The sequence below is a fragment of the Streptomyces doebereineriae genome, assembly GCF_031845645.1.
GTDB lineage: Bacteria > Actinomycetota > Actinomycetes > Streptomycetales > Streptomycetaceae > Streptomyces > Streptomyces canus.
Map to the genome: position 1 here is coordinate 725,363 of NZ_JAVREZ010000003.1, position 16,881 is coordinate 742,243.

Annotated in this window: 16 protein-coding genes, 1 other RNA gene and 1 pseudogene; 9 read left to right on the top strand and 9 right to left on the bottom strand. The window is 71.0% G+C overall.

Annotated elements, in window-relative coordinates; all coding sequences use genetic code 11:
* Positions 1-166 precede the first annotated feature (166 nt).
* The 6 genes from RNB18_RS12870 to RNB18_RS12895 all read left to right on the top strand — a co-directional run bounded on the left by RNB18_RS12870 (position 167) and on the right by RNB18_RS12895 (position 6,198).
* Positions 167-1,147, top strand: coding sequence for an MCE family protein (locus tag RNB18_RS12870; RefSeq protein ID WP_311714263.1), 981 nt, complete (start codon positions 167-169; stop codon positions 1,145-1,147).
* On the top strand, positions 1,144-2,268 hold the full coding sequence (locus tag RNB18_RS12875; RefSeq protein WP_311714236.1) for an MCE family protein: 1,125 nt from the start codon (positions 1,144-1,146) through the stop codon (positions 2,266-2,268). Before RNB18_RS12870 ends, RNB18_RS12875 begins: the two co-directional genes overlap by 4 nt.
* Positions 2,265-3,542 carry an MCE family protein gene (locus RNB18_RS12880; protein WP_311714237.1) on the top strand — a complete coding sequence of 426 codons (1,278 nt, stop codon included), beginning with the start codon at positions 2,265-2,267 and terminating at the stop codon, positions 3,540-3,542. Before RNB18_RS12875 ends, RNB18_RS12880 begins: the two co-directional genes overlap by 4 nt.
* The gene (locus tag RNB18_RS12885) at positions 3,539-4,816 is read left to right on the top strand and encodes an MlaD family protein (protein WP_311714238.1); all 1,278 of its coding nucleotides are present in this window, start codon (positions 3,539-3,541) and stop codon (positions 4,814-4,816) included. Before RNB18_RS12880 ends, RNB18_RS12885 begins: the two co-directional genes overlap by 4 nt.
* Positions 4,817-4,824: 8 nt before the next feature.
* Positions 4,825-5,328 (top strand): hypothetical protein, encoded by a 504-nt coding sequence (locus tag RNB18_RS12890; protein WP_242436072.1) that lies wholly within the window; start codon positions 4,825-4,827, stop codon positions 5,326-5,328.
* 63 nt (positions 5,329-5,391) lie between these two features.
* Positions 5,392-6,198 (top strand): hypothetical protein, encoded by an 807-nt coding sequence (locus tag RNB18_RS12895; RefSeq protein ID WP_311714239.1) that lies wholly within the window; start codon positions 5,392-5,394, stop codon positions 6,196-6,198.
* A gap of 293 nt (positions 6,199-6,491) precedes the next feature.
* Here the strand turns inward: RNB18_RS12895 and rnpB are convergent.
* The 6 genes and pseudogenes from rnpB to RNB18_RS12925 form a co-directional block, all read right to left on the bottom strand.
* Positions 6,492-6,898, bottom strand: an RNA gene (gene rnpB / locus RNB18_RS12900) — RNase P RNA component class A.
* 115 nt (positions 6,899-7,013) lie between these two features.
* Positions 7,014-7,796: pseudogene (locus RNB18_RS53665) on the bottom strand (DMT family transporter); the annotation flags it as partial.
* 18 nt (positions 7,797-7,814) lie between these two features.
* Entirely contained in the window at positions 7,815-8,648 is an 834-nt protein-coding gene (locus RNB18_RS12910) for an AraC family transcriptional regulator (RefSeq protein ID WP_311714241.1), read from the bottom strand.
* A 33-nt stretch (positions 8,649-8,681) separates the two neighbouring features.
* Positions 8,682-9,170 carry a TetR/AcrR family transcriptional regulator gene (locus RNB18_RS12915; RefSeq protein WP_311714264.1) on the bottom strand — a complete coding sequence of 163 codons (489 nt, stop codon included), beginning with the start codon at positions 9,168-9,170 and terminating at the stop codon, positions 8,682-8,684.
* Between the two features lie 118 nt (positions 9,171-9,288).
* Complete coding sequence (locus tag RNB18_RS12920; RefSeq protein ID WP_311714242.1) at positions 9,289-9,726, bottom strand: DUF4260 family protein; 438 nt, start codon at positions 9,724-9,726, stop codon at positions 9,289-9,291.
* An 89-nt stretch (positions 9,727-9,815) separates the two neighbouring features.
* Positions 9,816-11,243 carry an RNB domain-containing ribonuclease gene (locus RNB18_RS12925; protein ID WP_311714243.1) on the bottom strand — a complete coding sequence of 476 codons (1,428 nt, stop codon included), beginning with the start codon at positions 11,241-11,243 and terminating at the stop codon, positions 9,816-9,818.
* A 77-nt stretch (positions 11,244-11,320) separates the two neighbouring features.
* Here RNB18_RS12925 and yaaA point away from each other — a divergent pair, with 77 nt between their 5' ends.
* Together yaaA and RNB18_RS12935 are read left to right on the top strand one after the other, a co-directional pair.
* On the top strand, positions 11,321-12,103 hold the full coding sequence (gene yaaA, locus RNB18_RS12930) for a peroxide stress protein YaaA (RefSeq protein WP_311714244.1): 783 nt from the start codon (positions 11,321-11,323) through the stop codon (positions 12,101-12,103).
* Positions 12,104-12,189: 86 nt separating this feature from the next.
* Positions 12,190-12,825, top strand: coding sequence for a bifunctional 4-hydroxy-2-oxoglutarate aldolase/2-dehydro-3-deoxy-phosphogluconate aldolase (locus tag RNB18_RS12935; protein WP_311714245.1), 636 nt, complete (start codon positions 12,190-12,192; stop codon positions 12,823-12,825).
* On the opposite strand, the gene RNB18_RS12940 is transcribed toward RNB18_RS12935, so the two are convergent.
* Genes RNB18_RS12940 through RNB18_RS12950 form a run of 3 tightly spaced genes read right to left on the bottom strand, consistent with a single transcriptional unit; the run spans position 12,808 to position 15,557 of the window.
* Positions 12,808-13,965 carry a bifunctional RNase H/acid phosphatase gene (locus RNB18_RS12940; protein ID WP_311714246.1) on the bottom strand — a complete coding sequence of 386 codons (1,158 nt, stop codon included), beginning with the start codon at positions 13,963-13,965 and terminating at the stop codon, positions 12,808-12,810. The two genes, RNB18_RS12935 and RNB18_RS12940, sit on opposite strands and share 18 nt — an antisense overlap.
* A gap of 12 nt (positions 13,966-13,977) precedes the next feature.
* Positions 13,978-14,721 (bottom strand): zinc ribbon domain-containing protein, encoded by a 744-nt coding sequence (locus tag RNB18_RS12945; protein WP_311714265.1) that lies wholly within the window; start codon positions 14,719-14,721, stop codon positions 13,978-13,980.
* Positions 14,718-15,557, bottom strand: coding sequence for a Nif3-like dinuclear metal center hexameric protein (locus tag RNB18_RS12950; protein ID WP_311714247.1), 840 nt, complete (start codon positions 15,555-15,557; stop codon positions 14,718-14,720). The genes RNB18_RS12945 and RNB18_RS12950 overlap by 4 nt, the downstream gene beginning before the upstream one ends.
* A 197-nt stretch (positions 15,558-15,754) precedes the next feature.
* Here RNB18_RS12950 and RNB18_RS12955 point away from each other — a divergent pair.
* The coding region (locus tag RNB18_RS12955) for a hypothetical protein (RefSeq protein ID WP_311714248.1) at positions 15,755-16,881 on the top strand (1,127 nt) is incomplete at its 3' end.

Sequence of the window (16,881 nt, forward strand, 5' to 3'; positions counted from 1 at the left end):
CAAGCGCCGCCCGGAGCCGCTGGTCAAGGTCCGCATCGACCCACCGAAGCTCCCGAAACTACGGCTCCTGCCGCGCCGGGCACCACGCCCCCGCCGCCCCGACCCCCTGGTCGAAGTTCGCGTCGACCCGCCCAAGCTGCCCCGCATACGGATACGCCGCCCACGCCTGACACCGTTCCGCGACCGCAACCCCGTGGTGATCGGAGCCGTCGGCCTCACCATCCTCGGGCTGCTGACCGTGGCCGCGTTCAACGCCGACAGCCTGCCGCTGATCGGCGGCGGCGAGACGTACAGCGCGGCCTTCTCGGAGGCGGGCGGCCTCAAGCCCGGCGACGAGGTGCGGATCGCCGGCGTCAAGGTCGGCAAGGTCGAGGACGTCGATCTGGACGGTGATCATGTCAGGGTCACCTTCAAGATCAAGGACGATCCGGGGTTCGGTACCGAGACCGGCGCCTCGATCCGGGTCAAGACGATCCTCGGCGCGAAGTACCTCGCGCTGCACCCCAAGGGACCGGGACAGCTGAGGCCCGGCAGTGAGATACCGCTGACGAGGACGGTTCCGGCGTACGACGTCGTGCAGGCGTTCAGCGATCTCACCACGACGACGGAGAAGGTGGACACCGACCAGTTGGCGAAGGCCCTGGACACCATCTCCACCACCTTCCAGGACTCGCCCGCCGAGGTACGGGCGTCCATCAAGGGCCTGTCGAAGATCTCCCGGACGGTCGCCTCGCGCGACAAGGCGCTGGGTGAACTCCTCGACCACGCGAACGGAGTCACGGGCGTGCTGGCCGAGCACTCCGAGGACTTCTCCGCGCTGGTCAAGGACGGCGACAAGCTGTTCAAGGAGATCAGCATGCGGCGCGAGGCGATCCACAAGCTGCTGAAGAGCTCGGCCATGCTCGGCATCGAGCTCTCCGGCCTGGTCGCGGACAACGAAAAGGAGATCGGGCCCGCACTCAAGGGCCTGAACCGCGTGGTGCAGATGCTCGAACGGAATCAGTCCAGCCTCGACCGGAGCGTCAAGCTGCTCGCGCCGTACGTCCGGGTCTTCACCAACGCCGTCGGCAACGGCCGCTGGTTCGACAGCTACGTCCAGAACCTGGTCGCCGCTCCGGTGGTGCCGCGGACGGGAGGCGCGCAGTGAAGAACCTGAAGAGGCGCGTGGCCGTGGTCACCGCACTCGCCCTCGCCGTCGCGCTCACCTACGTGCTGTGGCCGCGCTCCGAGTCCGTGCACGTCACCGCGTACTTCCCGCGCACCGTCGGCATCTACCCCGGCTCGGACGTCCGCGTCCTCGGCGTCCGGATCGGCGAGGTCGAGAAGATCACGCCGGAGGGCGACCGGGTGCGGGTGGAGCTGGCGTACGACGAAGGCCGCAAGGTCCCGGCGGACGCGAAGGCCGCGATCATCAACTCCTCGGTGGTCAGCGACCGTTACCTGCAGCTGCTGCCGGTGTACCGAAAGGGCCCGGTGCTCCAAAACGGCGCCGTCATCCCCGAGACGCGGACCGCCGTGCCGGTCGAGCTGGACCGCATCTTCGACAGTCTGCACACGACAGCCGACGCGCTCGGCCCCGAGGGCGCCAACAAGGACGGCTCGCTGTCGCGGCTTCTCGGAGTGAGTGCGGACAACCTCGACGGCCAGGGCGAGAACCTCAACCAGACGGTCGAAGACCTCTCGCAGGCCGTCACCACGCTGTCCGACGGCCGCAAGGACCTCTTCGGCACGGTCCGGAATCTGCAGGTGTTCACGGCGGCGCTGGCCGCCGACGACAAGAGCGTGCGGTCGTTCAACACCAGCCTCGCCGAGGTCGCCGGGCAGCTCGCGGGCGAGCGCGAGGACCTCGCGGACGCGCTCAAGAACCTGGGGACGGCGCTCGGCGACGTGTCGGACTTCGTGAAGAACAACAAGAAATCGCTGACCTCGAACGTGCAGGGCCTGAGCAAGGTGACCAAGGTGCTCGTCACCCAACGGGCCGCACTGGACGAGTTGTTGGCGGTCGCTCCCACTGGTCTGTCGAACCTGAACAACGCGTACAACCCGTCCGCGGGCACCCTCGACACCCGCAACAACGCCCAGCAGGCGCAGGATCCGGCCTCGCTGCTGTGCTCCGTGCTGAAGACGACCGGCGACGAGGGCGGCAGGAACCCCGACTGCGAGGAGCTGAAGGATCTCTTCGACTCCCTGCCGAAGGTGCCTCAGGGCTCCGCGGTGACAGGAACGGTCGACCGGACACTCGGCGGAATTCTGGGGGCGAGCGCATGAGCGCACTGCGCGGAGTCGGGGCCCTCGCGTGGGCCGCGGTCGGAACGCTGCTGTTGTCCGGGTGCGAGTTCAACGGTTGGTACGACGTCCAGCTGCCCGGTGGAGCCGCCGCCGACGGCCACGCTTACCACGTCACCGTCGAGTTCCGCGACGTCCTCGACCTGGTGCCCCAGTCGGCGGTTAAGGTCAACAACGTCACCGTGGGCGCGGTCGAGAAGGTGCAGCTGGACGGCTGGCACGCGCGCGTACGGCTGCGGGTCGCCGACTCGGTGAAGCTGCCCGCCAACGCGGTCGCGGAGCTGCGGCAGACCAGCATGCTCGGCGAGAAGTACGTCGCGCTCTCCGCCCCGTCCGGCACGGCCCCCGTGGGCCGGCTCGGCGACGGCGACCGTGTCCCGCTGTCCCGCAGCGGCCGCAACCCGGAGATCGAGGAGGTGCTGTCCGCGCTGTCGGCGCTGCTCAACGGCGGCGGAGTGGCCCAGCTCAAGACGATCACCGTGGAGCTGAACAAGGCTCTGAACGGCCGGGAGAACCGGGTCAGGTCGCTGCTCAAGGAGCTGAACACGTTCATCGGCGGTCTGGACGACCAGCGCGAGGACATCGTTCGCGCCCTCAAGGCCGTCGACCGGCTCGCGGGGCGGCTCGGGAAGGAGAAGAAGACGATCGCCCAGGCCGTCGATGCGATGCCGCCCGCGCTGAAGGTCCTTGCCGACCAGCGGCGCGATCTGACAAAGATGCTCACTGCCCTGTCGAAGCTGGGCAAGACGGGCAGCAAGGTGGTCATGGCCTCGCACGACGACACGGTCGCGAACCTCAAACAGCTGCGGCCGATCCTGAAGCAGCTGAACAAGGCGGGTGACGATCTGCCCAACTCCCTGGAGCTGCTGACCACTTACCCGTTCCCGCGCAACGCGGTGGACGCCGTCAGGGGTGACTACGTCAACCTCGACATCACGGCCGACCTCGATCTGTCCGACCTGTACGGGAACTTGACGGGCGGGTCCGGCAAGTCCGGGGAGGGGAACGGCGATTCCAAGCAGCCCGAGACCCCCGATATACCCGACCTCCCGGACCTGCCGGCCGTCCCGACCCCCACCGCGCTGCCCAGCACACCGAGCCTGCCGTCGTCCCCCTCGGCCCCGTCGGCCCCGTCGGGCGGCGGCGGTCCGTTGTGCCCGCCGGTGTGCACCAGCAGCTACACCACCCGAGGAGAGCTGCCCGAGGGGATCGACCTCGCGCTCGCAGAGCTGATGCTGAAGGGGGTTCAGCCGTGATCACACGTACGGTCAAGGCCCAGTTGCTCGCCTTCGCCACCGTCACCGCCGTCGGGGTCTCGTATGTCGGCGCCGAGTACACGGGCCTGGCGGACGACGTCCTGGGCGGCGGCTACACCGTGCGGGCGGACTTCGCCGACTCCGGGGGCATCTTCCCCGGCGCCGAGGTCACCTACCGTGGGGTGCCGGTGGGCCGCGTCGGCGCACTGCGGCTGACCGGCTCCGACGGCGTCTCGGTCGCCCTCGACATCAAGGACGGCGCGCCGCGCATCCCGGCGGACACCCTGGCCGTCGTGGCGAACCGCTCGGCGGTGGGCGAGCAATACGTAGATCTACAGCCGCGAACTTCGCATGGCCCGTATCTCCTCGACGGCAGCGCCATCCCGCGCGGCAGCACCCGCGTGCCGCTGGCAACGACGGACTTGGTCCTCAGCCTGGACGGACTGGTGAACTCCGTCGGCAAGGACGATCTACGCATCACCGTCGACGAGCTGGGCAAGGCATTCTCGGGCACCGGCCCGAACCTGAGCCGGCTGGTGGACTCGGGCAACGCGCTCGTGGAGTCGGCCTCCGAGTCACTCCCCCAGACGATCTCGCTGATCGAGGACTCGCGAAAGGTCCTCAGGACACAGGCCGACCAGGGCTCGTCCATCAAGTCGTTCGCGCACGATCTGGCGGCGCTCAGCGCACAGCTGAAATCGAGCGACGGGGACCTGCGCAAACTGATCGGCAACGCGACGCCGGCCGCACAACAGGTGAACTCTCTGCTGAAATCCACCGGCCCACGCCTGTCGGTCCTGCTGGCCAACCTGATCAGCGGCGGCCAGGTCACGCTGGCCCGACTGCCCGGCGTGGAGCAGTCCCTGGTCACCTTCCCGGCGCTGGTCGCGGGCAGCTACACAGTCGTCCCGGGCGACGGCACCACCCACTTCGGCCTGGTGGTGAACGCCGACGACCCGCCGCCATGCACCCAGGGATACGGGACAACACGGCGTGATCCCTCGGACACCAGCACGCGCGAGGCGAACACCGACGCACGCTGCACCGCCCCGCTCGGAAGCAAGACGTCGGTGCGGGGCGCACAGAACGCCCCCGGCACGTCGACCACGTCCGGCGGTGCGAACCAGGCGGCGTACGTCACGCCGTACGACCCGGAGACCGGCACCACAACCGGCCCGGACGGAAGGCCCGTCGAGATCGGCTCGACGGGCGGTCAACAGGCGATGTTCGGAGGGGAGTCGTGGCAATGGCTGCTAGTCGGACCGATGGCATGAGCAGGACCATGAGAGGTGCCCTGTCGGGCAGAGGGACGGGCAGAGCCTGGTCGGTGGGGCTGGTCGTGGCGACCGTCCTCACCACCGCACTGACGATCTGGCTGAGCTTCGGGCTCTACAACCAGCGCGAGGCGGAGCAGCGGCGCCAGGACCTCCTGGCCGCTGCCCGCCAGTCGGCGCTGAACTTCACCTCGCTCGACTACCGGCACTACGACCGGGACAGCGCGAACGTCATCGAGAGCGCCACCGGCGACTTCAAGAAGCAGTTCGCCGCGCAGACGGAGGAGCTGACGCAGCTGGTCGCCCAGAACAAGTCGGTCTCCGAGGGCCAGGTTCTGGAGGCGGGCATCGTCCGGTCCGACGAGCACTCGGCCCGCGTCCTGGTGGTCGCCGACAGCAGGGTGACCAACATCGCCGCGCCCAAGGGCGAGGCGCGCACCTATCGGCTGCAGCTCGACCTGGTGCACCGGGACGGCCGCTGGCTGACCTCCGACGTCGAGTTCGTCGGCTGACCGCGGGTCGGCTGACCGCGCCCCGACCGCCGCACGCCCCATGAGTACTTGAGGAGCAAGACCGTGACGAAGACGACCACCCGAAGCCGCGGCTCCGGTTCCGGATCCGGCACCGGGCGCACCATGACCGCAGCCGCCCGCGCGGCGGCCAAGCGCGCGGAGCGCGGCCACCGCGAACCGGACCCGGCGGCCACCGACAAGGAGACCCCGGGGCGGCCGGAGGCGTCGGAAGTCGGACGCACCGTGCTCATCGAGCCCAAGGGCGAGAACGGCTGGGACGACCCGCCCGAGCCCTCGCCGGAGTCCTTCGAGGAGGACGCGCCGCAGCGGGAGGGCGAACCCGGCGGCCCCGCTGCGCCAACGCGGCACGGTCGGCGGCGCCTGCTCACCACGACCCTGTGCGTCCTGCTCGTGGCGGGCCTGGTCGCGGCCGCCTTGCTCGGATGGCGGTACCGGGAGGGGGCGCGGGCCGAACAGGCCCGGGGACAGGCGCTCGCGGCCGCGCGGCAGGCGGCGCCCGTCGTGCTGTCGTACGACTACCGTCACCTGGACCGCGACTTCGCCGCGGCCCGCGCCCGGCTCACCGGCCACTTCCGCGACGAGTACGCGAAGACCACCACGGCGGTGGTCGGCCCGACGGCCAGGAAATACCACGGGGTGGTGAAGGCGACGGTGGCGGCTCCCACCGGCGGCTCCCCGGCAGCCTCCGTGATCTCGGCCTCGGCGGACCGCGCCGTCGTCCTCCTCTTCGTCAACCAGGTGACCACGAGCACCCAGGTCTCGGGCTCCCGCGTGGACCTGAACCGGGTGCGGATGACGCTGACCCGTACGTCCGACGGCTGGAGGGTGAGCGCGGTCGACGCGCTCTGACATCCGTATCTTCCGGACCGCGGAGGGCAGCCGAGTCGGACTGGTGTTCCAGTCGATCACCTGCATCTGGTCGATCTGCGTCGCGACGACCGCGCCTATCGCTGGCGCGTAGACGTACCGCCTCAGAGGCGTCCCTCACCCCTCCGCTCCAGGGACCTTTCAGGGACTTCCAGTGCTGCCCGGGGGACTTTCGAGGGACTTTTCGCCACCTGACGCGGCAAGCCCCTGAAAGATCGGAAAGGGCCTCCGTCGCAGGTCAGAGGCCCTTTACCAGGCAAAGCCGCAGGTGGCGGCAGACGAGTCGGGCTGTACGCCGGGTTCTGTTCTGAGGGGTTCTCGCGAATCCCTCAGCGACGGCCATCCATCTAGGACCGGCGTTGCCGCCGGTCTCGTGCGGTCTACCCGGGGACTCGGGCGGGCAGCCCTCGAACGTCCCCGCAGAGTGCGTGTTACCGCGCTCCTTTTGACCTTGCTCCGGGTGGGGTTTACCTAGCTGCTCAGGTCGCCCTGGGCACTGGTGGTCTCTTACACCGCCGTTTCACCCTTACCGAGGACCGAAGTCCCCGGCGGTTTGTTTTCTGTGGCACTTTCCCGCGGGTCACCCCGGGTGGCCGTTAGCCATCACCCTGCCCTGTGGAGCCCGGACGTTCCTCGGGAAGCCCTCCAAGAGGGGACTTCACGCGGCCGTCCGCCCGGCTCGTCTGCCGTGTCGACCATGTTACCGGGCGGGTGGCGGCCCCCTGACCCGAGGCGGTCGCCAGTACCGAGCCCGCAAGGATCAGGGTGAAGGCCGCCAGGATGGTCGCCGTCAGTGGCTCGGACAGGAAGATCGCGCCCGCTGCCACCGCTACCGCCGGGTTGACGTACGTGAAGACGGTTGCCCTGGTCGGGCCGGCCTCCTTGATCAGCTCCAGGAAGGCCACGAAGGCGACCGCGGTGCAGACCACGCCCAGGGTGGCCAGCGCGATCAGGACCGAGGGGGAGGGCATCGCCGACGGCCAGGTCATTGCCGCCGCCGGGGCGTAGACCAGGGCCGCGAGGGCCAGGCAGGGGGCGATGAGCTGGAGGGTCGGGACAGCCTTGAGGTAGCGCGCGGCGATCAACGGGGCCGTCGCGTAGCCGATCACCGTTATCAGCACCTCGGCCAGGGAGCGGGCGTCGCCGCCTGTCAGGTGCGGGACCGTGAGGACTCCTACGCCGGCCAGGCCCAGGCCGAGCCCGGCGACGCGCCGCACTCCCAGCCTCTCCGTTTCGCCGAAGAAGCGGGCCAGGGCCACTCCTACGATCGGGACGCCCGCGATCAGCAGGCCTGCTGTCGAGCTGGACAGGTGGCGTTCCGCGTCGGTCAAGGTCCACCAGGGGCCGATGATCTCGATGCACGCGAAGGCCAGCATCGGGCGCCAGTGGGTGCGAACGGTGGCGGGCAGGCCGCCCTGCCGTATCGCGAAGGGCAGGAGCAAGGCCGCACCCAGCGCGCAGCGCGTGAACACCACCATCGACGGGGACAGCGGGGCATCCACCGCCACCTTGATCAGCAGGTATGGAATGCCCCAGACCACTCCCATCAGGGAGAACAGGAACCAGCCGCGTGCAGTCATGCGGCCATGTTCGCCACGTCAGCGGCGGCCGTCTTGAACGCTGTTGCGGTACGCCGCCGGGGTGACCCCGAGGACCCGCCGGAACCAGCGGGTCAGGTGCGCCTGGTCGGCGAAGCCCACCAGGCCCGCGACCTCGGCCGGCTTGAGTCCGGATTCCAGTAGTCCGCGGGCCCGGTGTACCCGGTGCTGCGCCAGCCAGGCGTACGGGGGGATCCCCATCGTCGTACGGAAGGCTCGGAGGAGTTGGTAGCGGGACAGGCCCAAAGCGGTGGCGAGTTCGGCGAGGGAGGGGGGCTCCAGGAGGTCGTCGGCCAGGCGGTCCCGTACCGCGTGGGCGATGTGTGCGGCGCCCGGCACCGTGTCGTTCGTCGCGCGGGCCGTGGAGTGGCGGCGGGCGAGGGCCGTCAGCAGCCACGGGAGGCGGGACTCCGCCTCCAACGGGTCGGGGCAGGCGCTCAGTTCGGCGTGGGCGCGACTGAGGGCGGTGGCGAGTTCGGGGTCGTCGAGGAGGGGTTCGCGGAAGTACGGGAGGCCGCCGCCGAGGGTGCCTTCGGTGAGGAGGGCAGGGTCGGGGTACAGGGCGCGGTAGGCGTAGCCGCCGACGGAGGCTGCGGGACGGCCTGTGTGCATTTCGCCTGGGGCCAGTACGACGATCGAGCCCGGGCCCGGGCGGAGGTGGTCGCCCCGGTAGTCGATGACCTCGGAGCCGCCGACGCAGATGCCGATGCTGAACTGCTCGTGCGTGTGTGAGGCGTAGACGTGGCGGTCGAAGCGGGCGGTCAGGAGGTCCAGCGGGGGGCCGCAGCGGCCCAGCCGTGCCCTGGTCCACAGAGCCTGTTCCCGTGCGCTCATTCCCGTACCCCCGTCCACCACCCCCGTGCACCGCTAAGGGTGCAACGACTTCAGGCCCCTCTTCCATGCCGCGTTCAGGTCCGCGTCGTCCGGAAACCTGCCGTGGATCTCCAGGATCACCATGCCGTGGGCAAAGGCCCAGACCGAGCGGGCCAGGTTCAGGTCGCCGTCGCAGGCCCGCATCAGCGGCATCGCGGCGCGGTCCTCCAGGCCCGCGGGGAGGGCGGGGCGCGGGAGGGGGCGTTCGGTGCTGAGGCAGTAGAGGTGGGGGTGGGCCAGGGCGTACGTCCGGTAGGCCTCGGCCAGGGCCTGCAGGGAGCCGGGGGATCGTTCTTCGGCCGACTCCAGCGCCTCCGCCGACTCCTCCAGCATCTGCGCGATCAGTTCGACCTCCACGGCCTGCTTGTCCGGGAAGTGCTTGTAGAGGGAGGGCGCCTTGATGCCTAGGCGGTCGGCGAGGGCCCGCAGGGTGAGGGCGGTGGGGCCGGACTCCTCCAGCAACGCGCGCGCGGCCGTCACGATCTCACGGGCGCGGGGGGTGAGACGGTCGGCGGCAGCGGCCCCCTTCCCCGGTTCACGGTCGGCGGTCGTCCTCCCCCGTTCACCGTCGGCGACAGCGGCCGTCCTCCCAGCTTCACGGTCAGCCACGCTGGAAGCCCTCCTTCGTCCGCAGTCCGTAACCGAAGGCGCGATCGTACGAGATGTGGGCGAGCCAGCCGCACAGGGCCGCGAAGAGCGCCGGCGCGGTGACCGGGCCGACCGTGTACAGAGCCATCAGCGCCAGCGGGACCAGAGCCCGGTGCATCGCGTTGTAGTACGGCACCGCCCGCGGCGGCAACTGGCCCTTCGCCATCCCGGGCGCCTCGTCGAGGGCGACCAGGAAGGTCAGGTCCGGGACGACGAAGAAGGTGAGGGCGAGGGTGCCCGCGAGCCAGCCGTGGTTGACGGCCTCCAGGACCGAGAACGCGGACCAGAACAGCGCCCCCGCGAGCCAGGCCGTACGGCGGACGACAGTGAAGACGCGACCACCCCGACCCACACCCTGGGCGTGGACTGTGGCTGTGGCGACAGTGCTCATGATCCCCTCCGACAAGCTCGGCTAACGTCGTTAGCCAGAACAGTATGGCTAACGGCGTTAGCCGTCAAGGGGTGCTCCAGCGCACGCGGTCACGCAGGCGCGAACCGCACCCTCGCCCCTCCCCCACTCACCGGATCCGCCTCCGTCAGCCGAACCCTCAACCGCTCCCCCAGCTCAAGCCCCGCCCCCTCCACCCGTCCGATCACCGCCGGTGTCTCCAACTGCACGGTCCCGACGGCCGGTCGGCGTTCCTCCACGTCCACCACGCAGCCGTCGAACACCTCTCCCACCCGGTCCTTCAGCAGCGCCGCCTCGACGATGTCGACGCACTCCCGTTCGGCCGTCGCGGCGAGTCGACCGCCCGCGGCCATCTCGCGAGGCAGCGCCTCGAAGGCCGCGAGCACCCAGTCCGGTACGGCCGACCCCGCCACCGCCGCCAGGCAGATCTCCGAGGCGTACCGGTCGGCCAACCGCCTCAGCGGGGCCGTGCAGTGGGCGTAGGGGGACGCCACGGCCGCATGCGTGGTGATGGCCGGCAGCACCCCGTCCCGGAAGACCGTGTAGCCGGCGCCGCGCAGCAGGGTCGTGCACTCCTGGAGGAAGGCCGCGTGGTGGGGGATCCGCGGGTCCAGGGAACGCACCAGCGCCGCGTACGACACATGGTGCGGCCAGTCGATGTGCAGGGCGTGGGCGGTACGGCGCAGCCGTCCCACCGCGCCGTCCGGGGCGGCGGGCAGGGTGCGGAGGACGCCCGTGCCGTACGCGAGCATCAGGTCGGCCGCCGCCATGCCGGTCAGCAGGGAGATCTGGGCGTTCCAACCGTCGACGGGAACCCCGGCGCGGTACGTCAGTTCGTACGTGCCGTCAACCTGGACTATCTCCTGCTCCGGCACGTTCAGCGAGATACCGCCGCGCTCCACCTCCAGCCGTTCCCGGAGCTCACCGACCTCCTTGAGCAAGAAAAGTGGCTCCTCGGCGGCGCCCGAGTCGATCCCCTTCTGCACGCCCTCGTAGTCGAGCCTGGCCCGGCTGCGGACGAGGGCGCGGCGGACGTCGGCGGCGGTCGTACGGCCGTCCGCGTCGAGGTCGATCGTCCAGAGGGCGGCCGGGCGGACCTGGTCCGGGAGGAGGCTCGCGGCGCCCTCGCTCAGTACCGGCGGATGCAACGAAATGCGCGTGTCCGGGAAGTACAGGGTCAGCACGCGCCGGTGGGTCTCCGCGTCCAGCGCCGATCCGGGTACGACGAAGGCGGCGACGTCGGCGATGGCGTACCGGACGCGGTAGCCGGTGCCCCGCCGGGACAGGTGCATCGCCTGGTCGAGGTCGGTGGAGCCGGGTGGGTCGATGGTGAAGAGGGGGATGTCGGTGGCGTCGTCGTACGCCTTCAGGAGAGGCGGCCGTTCCGCCTCGGCCGTCACCTCGGGCGGGAAATCCGACGGCACGCCGAGTTCGGTGCGCAGGGCCGTGAAGGCGCTCCTGAAGAGGGCGTCGGTCACGCGTATGCGGCGACGGGGCATACAGCGAGCGTAGGACCGGGACCACCTAGGGGCACGCCGTACGCTGTCTCGGAGCTCAACCGAAGGAGATCGATCCCGTGCTTGTCCTGCTGCCTCCCTCCGAAGGCAAGGCGTCCTCCGGTCGTGGCGCCCCGCTGAAGCTGGAGACGCTGTCGTTGCCGGGGCTCACCGAGGCCCGTGCGGCGATCCTCGAGGAACTCGTCGAGCTGTGCGCCGGGGACGAGGAGAAGGCCCGCGAGGTGCTCGGGCTGAGCGAGGGACTGCGCGGCGAGATCGCGAAGAACACCGAGCTCAGGACGGCGGGGGCCCGGCCGGCCGGGCAGATCTACACAGGCGTGCTCTACGACGCCCTCGACCTGGCCTCCCTGGACGCGGCTGCGAAGAAGCGTGCCGCGCGTTCGCTGCTCGTGTTCTCGGGGCTGTGGGGAGCGGTCCGGGTGACGGACCGGATTCCGTCGTACCGCTGCTCGATGGGGGTGAAGCTGCCGGGGCTCGGAGCGCTGGGCGCGCACTGGCGTGCGCCTATGGCCTCCGTGCTCACCGAGGCCGCGGGGGACGGGCTCGTGCTCGATCTGCGGTCCTCCGCCTACGCGGCCGCGTGGAAGCCCAAGGGTGAGGTCGCGGGGCGGACGGCGACCGTGCGGGTGCTGCACGCGCCGACGCGGAAGGTCGTCAGCCACTTCAACAAGGCGACCAAGGGGCGGATGGTGCGCAGTCTGCTGTCGGCGGGGATCGCGCCCACGGACCCCGCCGAGCTGGTGGAGGCGCTGCGGGGGCTGGGGTACGAGGTGGAGGCCGAGGCGCCCGCAAAGGCGGGGGCGGCCTGGACGCTGGATGTGCTGGTGGACGAGGTTCACTGAGCGCCCCCAAGACTGCCCCCAGACATTAGATTGCAACATGTGCAACACCCTTTGCGCATGCTGCACACCGGGGGCAGGATGACGCCATGGCCCCCTCGCTCCTGGACCTTGCCCCCGTCGTGCCGGTCGTCGTCATTGAGGACGCGTCCGACGCCGTACCGCTCGCCCGCGCGCTGGTCGCCGGCGGGCTGCCCGCGATCGAGGTGACGCTGCGAACGCCGGCCGCGTTGGACGCGATCCGGGCGATCGCGGAGGAGGTGCCGGACGCGGTGGTGGGTGCGGGGACCGTCATCACGCCGCAGCAGGTGAAGGACTCGGTGGCCGCCGGTGCGCGCTTTCTCGTCAGCCCGGGCTGGACGGACGTACTCCTGGAGGCGATGCGCGGGTCCGGGGTGCCGTTCCTGCCCGGGGTGTCGACCACCTCGGAGGTCGTGGCGCTGCTGGAGCGCGGCGTCACGGAGATGAAGTTCTTCCCGGCCGAGGCCGCCGGAGGTACGGCGTATCTGAAATCGCTCGCCGGGCCGTTGCCGCAGGCGCGGTTCTGTCCGACGGGGGGCATAGGTTCCGCCAACGCGCCCGACTACCTTTCCCTGCCCAACGTCGGCTGTGTGGGCGGGACTTGGATGCTTCCGGCGGATGCGATCGCCGCGCGGGACTGGGGGCGGGTGGAGGCGCTGGCCCGCGAGGCCGCCGGGCTGAAAACGCTACGGGCGCAGGTGTGACGTGTCGTTGAGGAGCCGCACGCTCGCGTTGCCGTCGGCGTAGTACGCGACCGCCGACAGGGAGGCCGCCGAGAGTTCCATGCGGAACAGGGACTCGGGCGGGGCGCCGAGGGCGAGACGTACGAACGTCTTGATCGGGGTGACGTGGGTGACGAGCAGGACCGTGCGGCCCGCGTACGCCGCGACGAGCTTGTCCCTGGTCGCCGCGATCCGGGTCGCCGTGGCCGCGAAGCTCTCGCCGCCGCCGGTGGGTTCGGCCTCCGGGTCGGACAGCCAGGTGTTCAGGTCGTCCGGGTAGCGCTCGCGCACCTCGGCGAAGGTCAGGCCCTCCCAGGCGCCGAAGTCGGTCTCGATCAGGCCGTCCTCGACGGTGACCTCGATGCCCAGGCGCTCCGCCACGGCGGCGGCGGTCTGCCGGGTACGGGTGAGCGGCGAGGCGAGGATGTGCTGGATCGTGCCCCGGCCGGCCAGGGCTTCGGCGGCCCTCTCGGCCTGTTCCCTGCCGATCTCGGAGAGGGCGGGATCGGTACCGCCGCTTCCCGAGAACCGCTTCTGGGGGGTCAACGGGGTCTCACCGTGGCGCAGCAGCACGAAGGTGGCCGGAGCACCCATGTCGGCCGGCGCCCAGCCGGGGGCGGCCACCGCCTTGGCGGCCCGCACATCGGCCTCGGCCTTGGCATCAGCGACAGCATCAGCTTCAGCAGCAGGAGCCGGCTGCCGGACGGAACTCGCGGAGCCCCCCGAGTCCATCGCCTCGTTCGCCAGCCGATCCGCCCGCTTGTTCTGCTCGCGGGGGATCCACTCGTACGTCACCCGCCCCGGCGGGAACACCCGCCCCGCCTCCAGGGCGAGCGGCTTCAGGTCCGGGTGCTTGATCTTCCAGCGCCCCGACATCTGCTCGACGACGAGCTTGGAGTCCATGCGGACGTGCACGGAGGCGGACGGGTCCAGGTCGTGCGCGGCACGCAGGCCGGCCAGCAGACCCCGGTACTCGGCGACGTTGTTCGTGACGACGCCGAGGTACTCGTAGGTCTCGACCAGCGTCTCCCCCGTCGCCGCATCCAGCACCACGCAGCCGTAGCCGGCGGGGCCGGGGTTGCCCCGCGAGCCTCCGTCGGCCTCGACGATGAACTCCCGCACGTCCACTGCTCCTTACAGGCCGGACTCGGACGTGCGCACCAGGATGCGGCGGCAGTTCTCGCAGCGGACCACGGTGTCGGGCGCGGCCGCCCGGATCTCGTTGATGTCGGTGATGGCCAGCTCCTGGCGGCAGCCCTGGCAGGTGCGCTGGTACAGCTTGGCCGCGCCGATGCCGCCCTGCTGCGCGCGGAGCTTGTCGTAGAGCTTGAGCAGGTCGGCGGGGACGGTGGCGGAGATGACCTCGCGCTCCTTGGTCACCGAGGCGATCTCGCCGTCCAGCGACTCGAGGGCGGCGTCCCGGCGGGCGGTGGCGTCCTCGATCTTCGACTGGACGGAGGCGACCCGCTCGGTCAGCTCGGCGACCCGCTCCTGCGCGGACTCCAGACGCTCCATGACCTCCAGGACGATGTCCTCGAGGTCGCCCTGGCGCTTGGCGAGGGAGGTGATCTCGCGCTGGAGGTTCTCCAGGTCCTTGGGCGAGGTCGCGGCTCCGGAGTCCAGGCGCTGCTGGTCGCGGGCGGCGCGCTGGCGCACCTGGTCCACGTCCTGCTCGGCCTTGGTCTGCTCGCGGGCGGTGTCGCTCTCCTCGGTCTGGGCGGCCACGAGGAGGTCGCGCAGCTGGGTGGCGTCCTTGGTGAGCGACTCGATCTCGGCGTGCTCGGGCAGCGACCTGCGCTTGTGGGCGAGCTGCTGGAGGCGGACGTCGAGGTCCTGGACGTCGAGAAGTCGGATCTGGTCGGCGGGCGCGGCGTTCAGTTGGGGGCTCCAGGTGAAGGGGAGTGGCTGGTCCAGGGGTCGGTGACCGTCCTGGAGACGTGCACGCGCAGGTCCCAGCCGTGGCGGTCGGAGATCTCGTCGAGCTGGGCGGCGGCCAGCTCGCACCAGGGCCACTCGGTGGCCCAGTGCGCCGCGTCGAGCAGCGCGAGAGGACTGTGGGCACGCGCCTCGGATACGGGGTGGTGGCGTAGGTCCGCGGTGAGGAAGGCATCGACGCCGGCAGCGCGGACCTGGTCGAAGAGGCTGTCGCCGGAGCCGCCGCTGACGGCGATCGTGCGGACCGTGGCCTCGGGGTCGCCGGCCACGCGGATGCCCTGCGCGGTGGCGGGCAGGCGCTCGGCGGCCCGCGCGGCGAGCTCGCGGACGGTCATCGGGGGGTCGACCTCGCACACGCGCCCCAGCCCCCGGCGCCCCGAGGTGTCCGTCGGGTCCGGCACCAGCGGCCCTACGACCCGGAGGTCGAGCGCGCCCGCGAGCGCGTCCGAGACGCCGGGGTCGGCGCTGTCCGCGTTGGTGTGGGCGACGTGCAGCGCGATGTCGTTCTTGATGAGGGTGTGGACGACCCGGCCCTTGAAGTGCGAGGCCGCCACGGTCGTCGTACCGCGCAGATAGAGGGGGTGGTGGGTGACCAGCAGGTCCGCGCCCAGCTTCACCGCCTCGTCGACGATCTCCTGGACCGGGTCGACGGCGAAGAGGACCCGCGTGACCTCCTGGTCGGGTTCGCCCACGACGGTGCCGACCGCGTCCCAGGACTCGGCCCGCTCGGCGGGCCACAGGTTCTCCAGCGCGGCGATGACTTCAGACAGACGGGGCACGGGGAAAGGCTACCTGCCTGGTCTGTCCTGCTGAACCTGTGCCGCCGGTCGACGGGAACCCGTGCCCCGGCGAGCACAGTCGCCTCGGTTTCCTCAGGCGAATCGTTCCTGGGCCACCCCTTTGTGTGAAGGGGAAGCGCGGCCGTCCCACGCCTGTGCGTGCGAAAACTACCTTCGTGGCCGGAGGTGACCGGACGATGACGGCCTGTGCCATCGAACCCGCGGCGGCGAACGACGACAACGAGGACGGGCAGACCCCGCGGACGGAGTACGCGATCGCCGAGAACGGGAACGAGAACAGGAAGACGCCGCGGACCGAGTGTGTGATCACCGTCGACGGCTCCTACGCAGCCCGTCTTGCGCAGGACGGCGGCTCCTGGTTCCCGGAGCGTTGGACGCTGGACGGGCCGGAGCCCTACGCGGTGCCGCTGCCGGGCAACCAGCCCGAGGAGCCTGGCACCGAGGTGCAGCCGATGGGCGACGGACGGGTGCTGATCAGGCGGTTCGCGGCCGGGCGGCACAACTTCTCGCTGCTCTACCCGACCGGCCCGACGACCGGCGAGCTGCCACTGGGCGCGGTCGAGTGCCCGGGGGAGGAAACGATCCTACGGCTGCTGCCGCCGGCGCCGGGCGGTGAGAAGGCGTACGCCCTCGCCGTGGGCCCGCACTCCAGTGCCGTGTGGCTGGTGGCGGGCGGTGCCTTCGGCCCGGAGCACCTCGCGGAGATCCCGGGGCGCTGCTCGGGCGGGGTGTGGCTGGACCGGACCGGGCGGATGCTGGCCCTGGACCGGGAGGCCGGCGGGCGGACCAAAGCGGTCGTGGTCGATCTGGGGCGCGCCGGGCAGGTGTCGCCCCTGCTGCAAATCGCCGACGGCAGCGATGACCGGCTGCTGCTGGCCGACCCGGACAGCGGGCTGCTGCTGATCTCCTCGGACGCGCCCTCTCCGGGGTACGCGCGGCTGGGCTGGGGGGTGCTGGGCAGCACGTTGCCGGTGCGGTTCCCGGAGTGCCTGCGGGTGCCGGACTGCACGGTGACGCCGTTCGCGATCCAGCCCGGGCAGGTGCTGACGCCGGAGTGCTGCGGGGTGGCACTGCGGATCGACGGCCCGATGGGCGGCTGGGTGGGTGTGTGGCGGCCGGCCGCACGGCAGGTCCAGCATCTGCCGGGGCCCGAGGGGTGGTTGGCGGGTTCCGGGCTGTGGACCGAGGCCGGTGAACTGCTCCTGCCGTACGCGACGGCGGACGCGCCGTGCGGGGTGGCGCGGTGGGCGGCGGCACCGAGGAGCGGGGCCCTCACCGGGGAGGCGGAGGGCCCGGGGGGAAC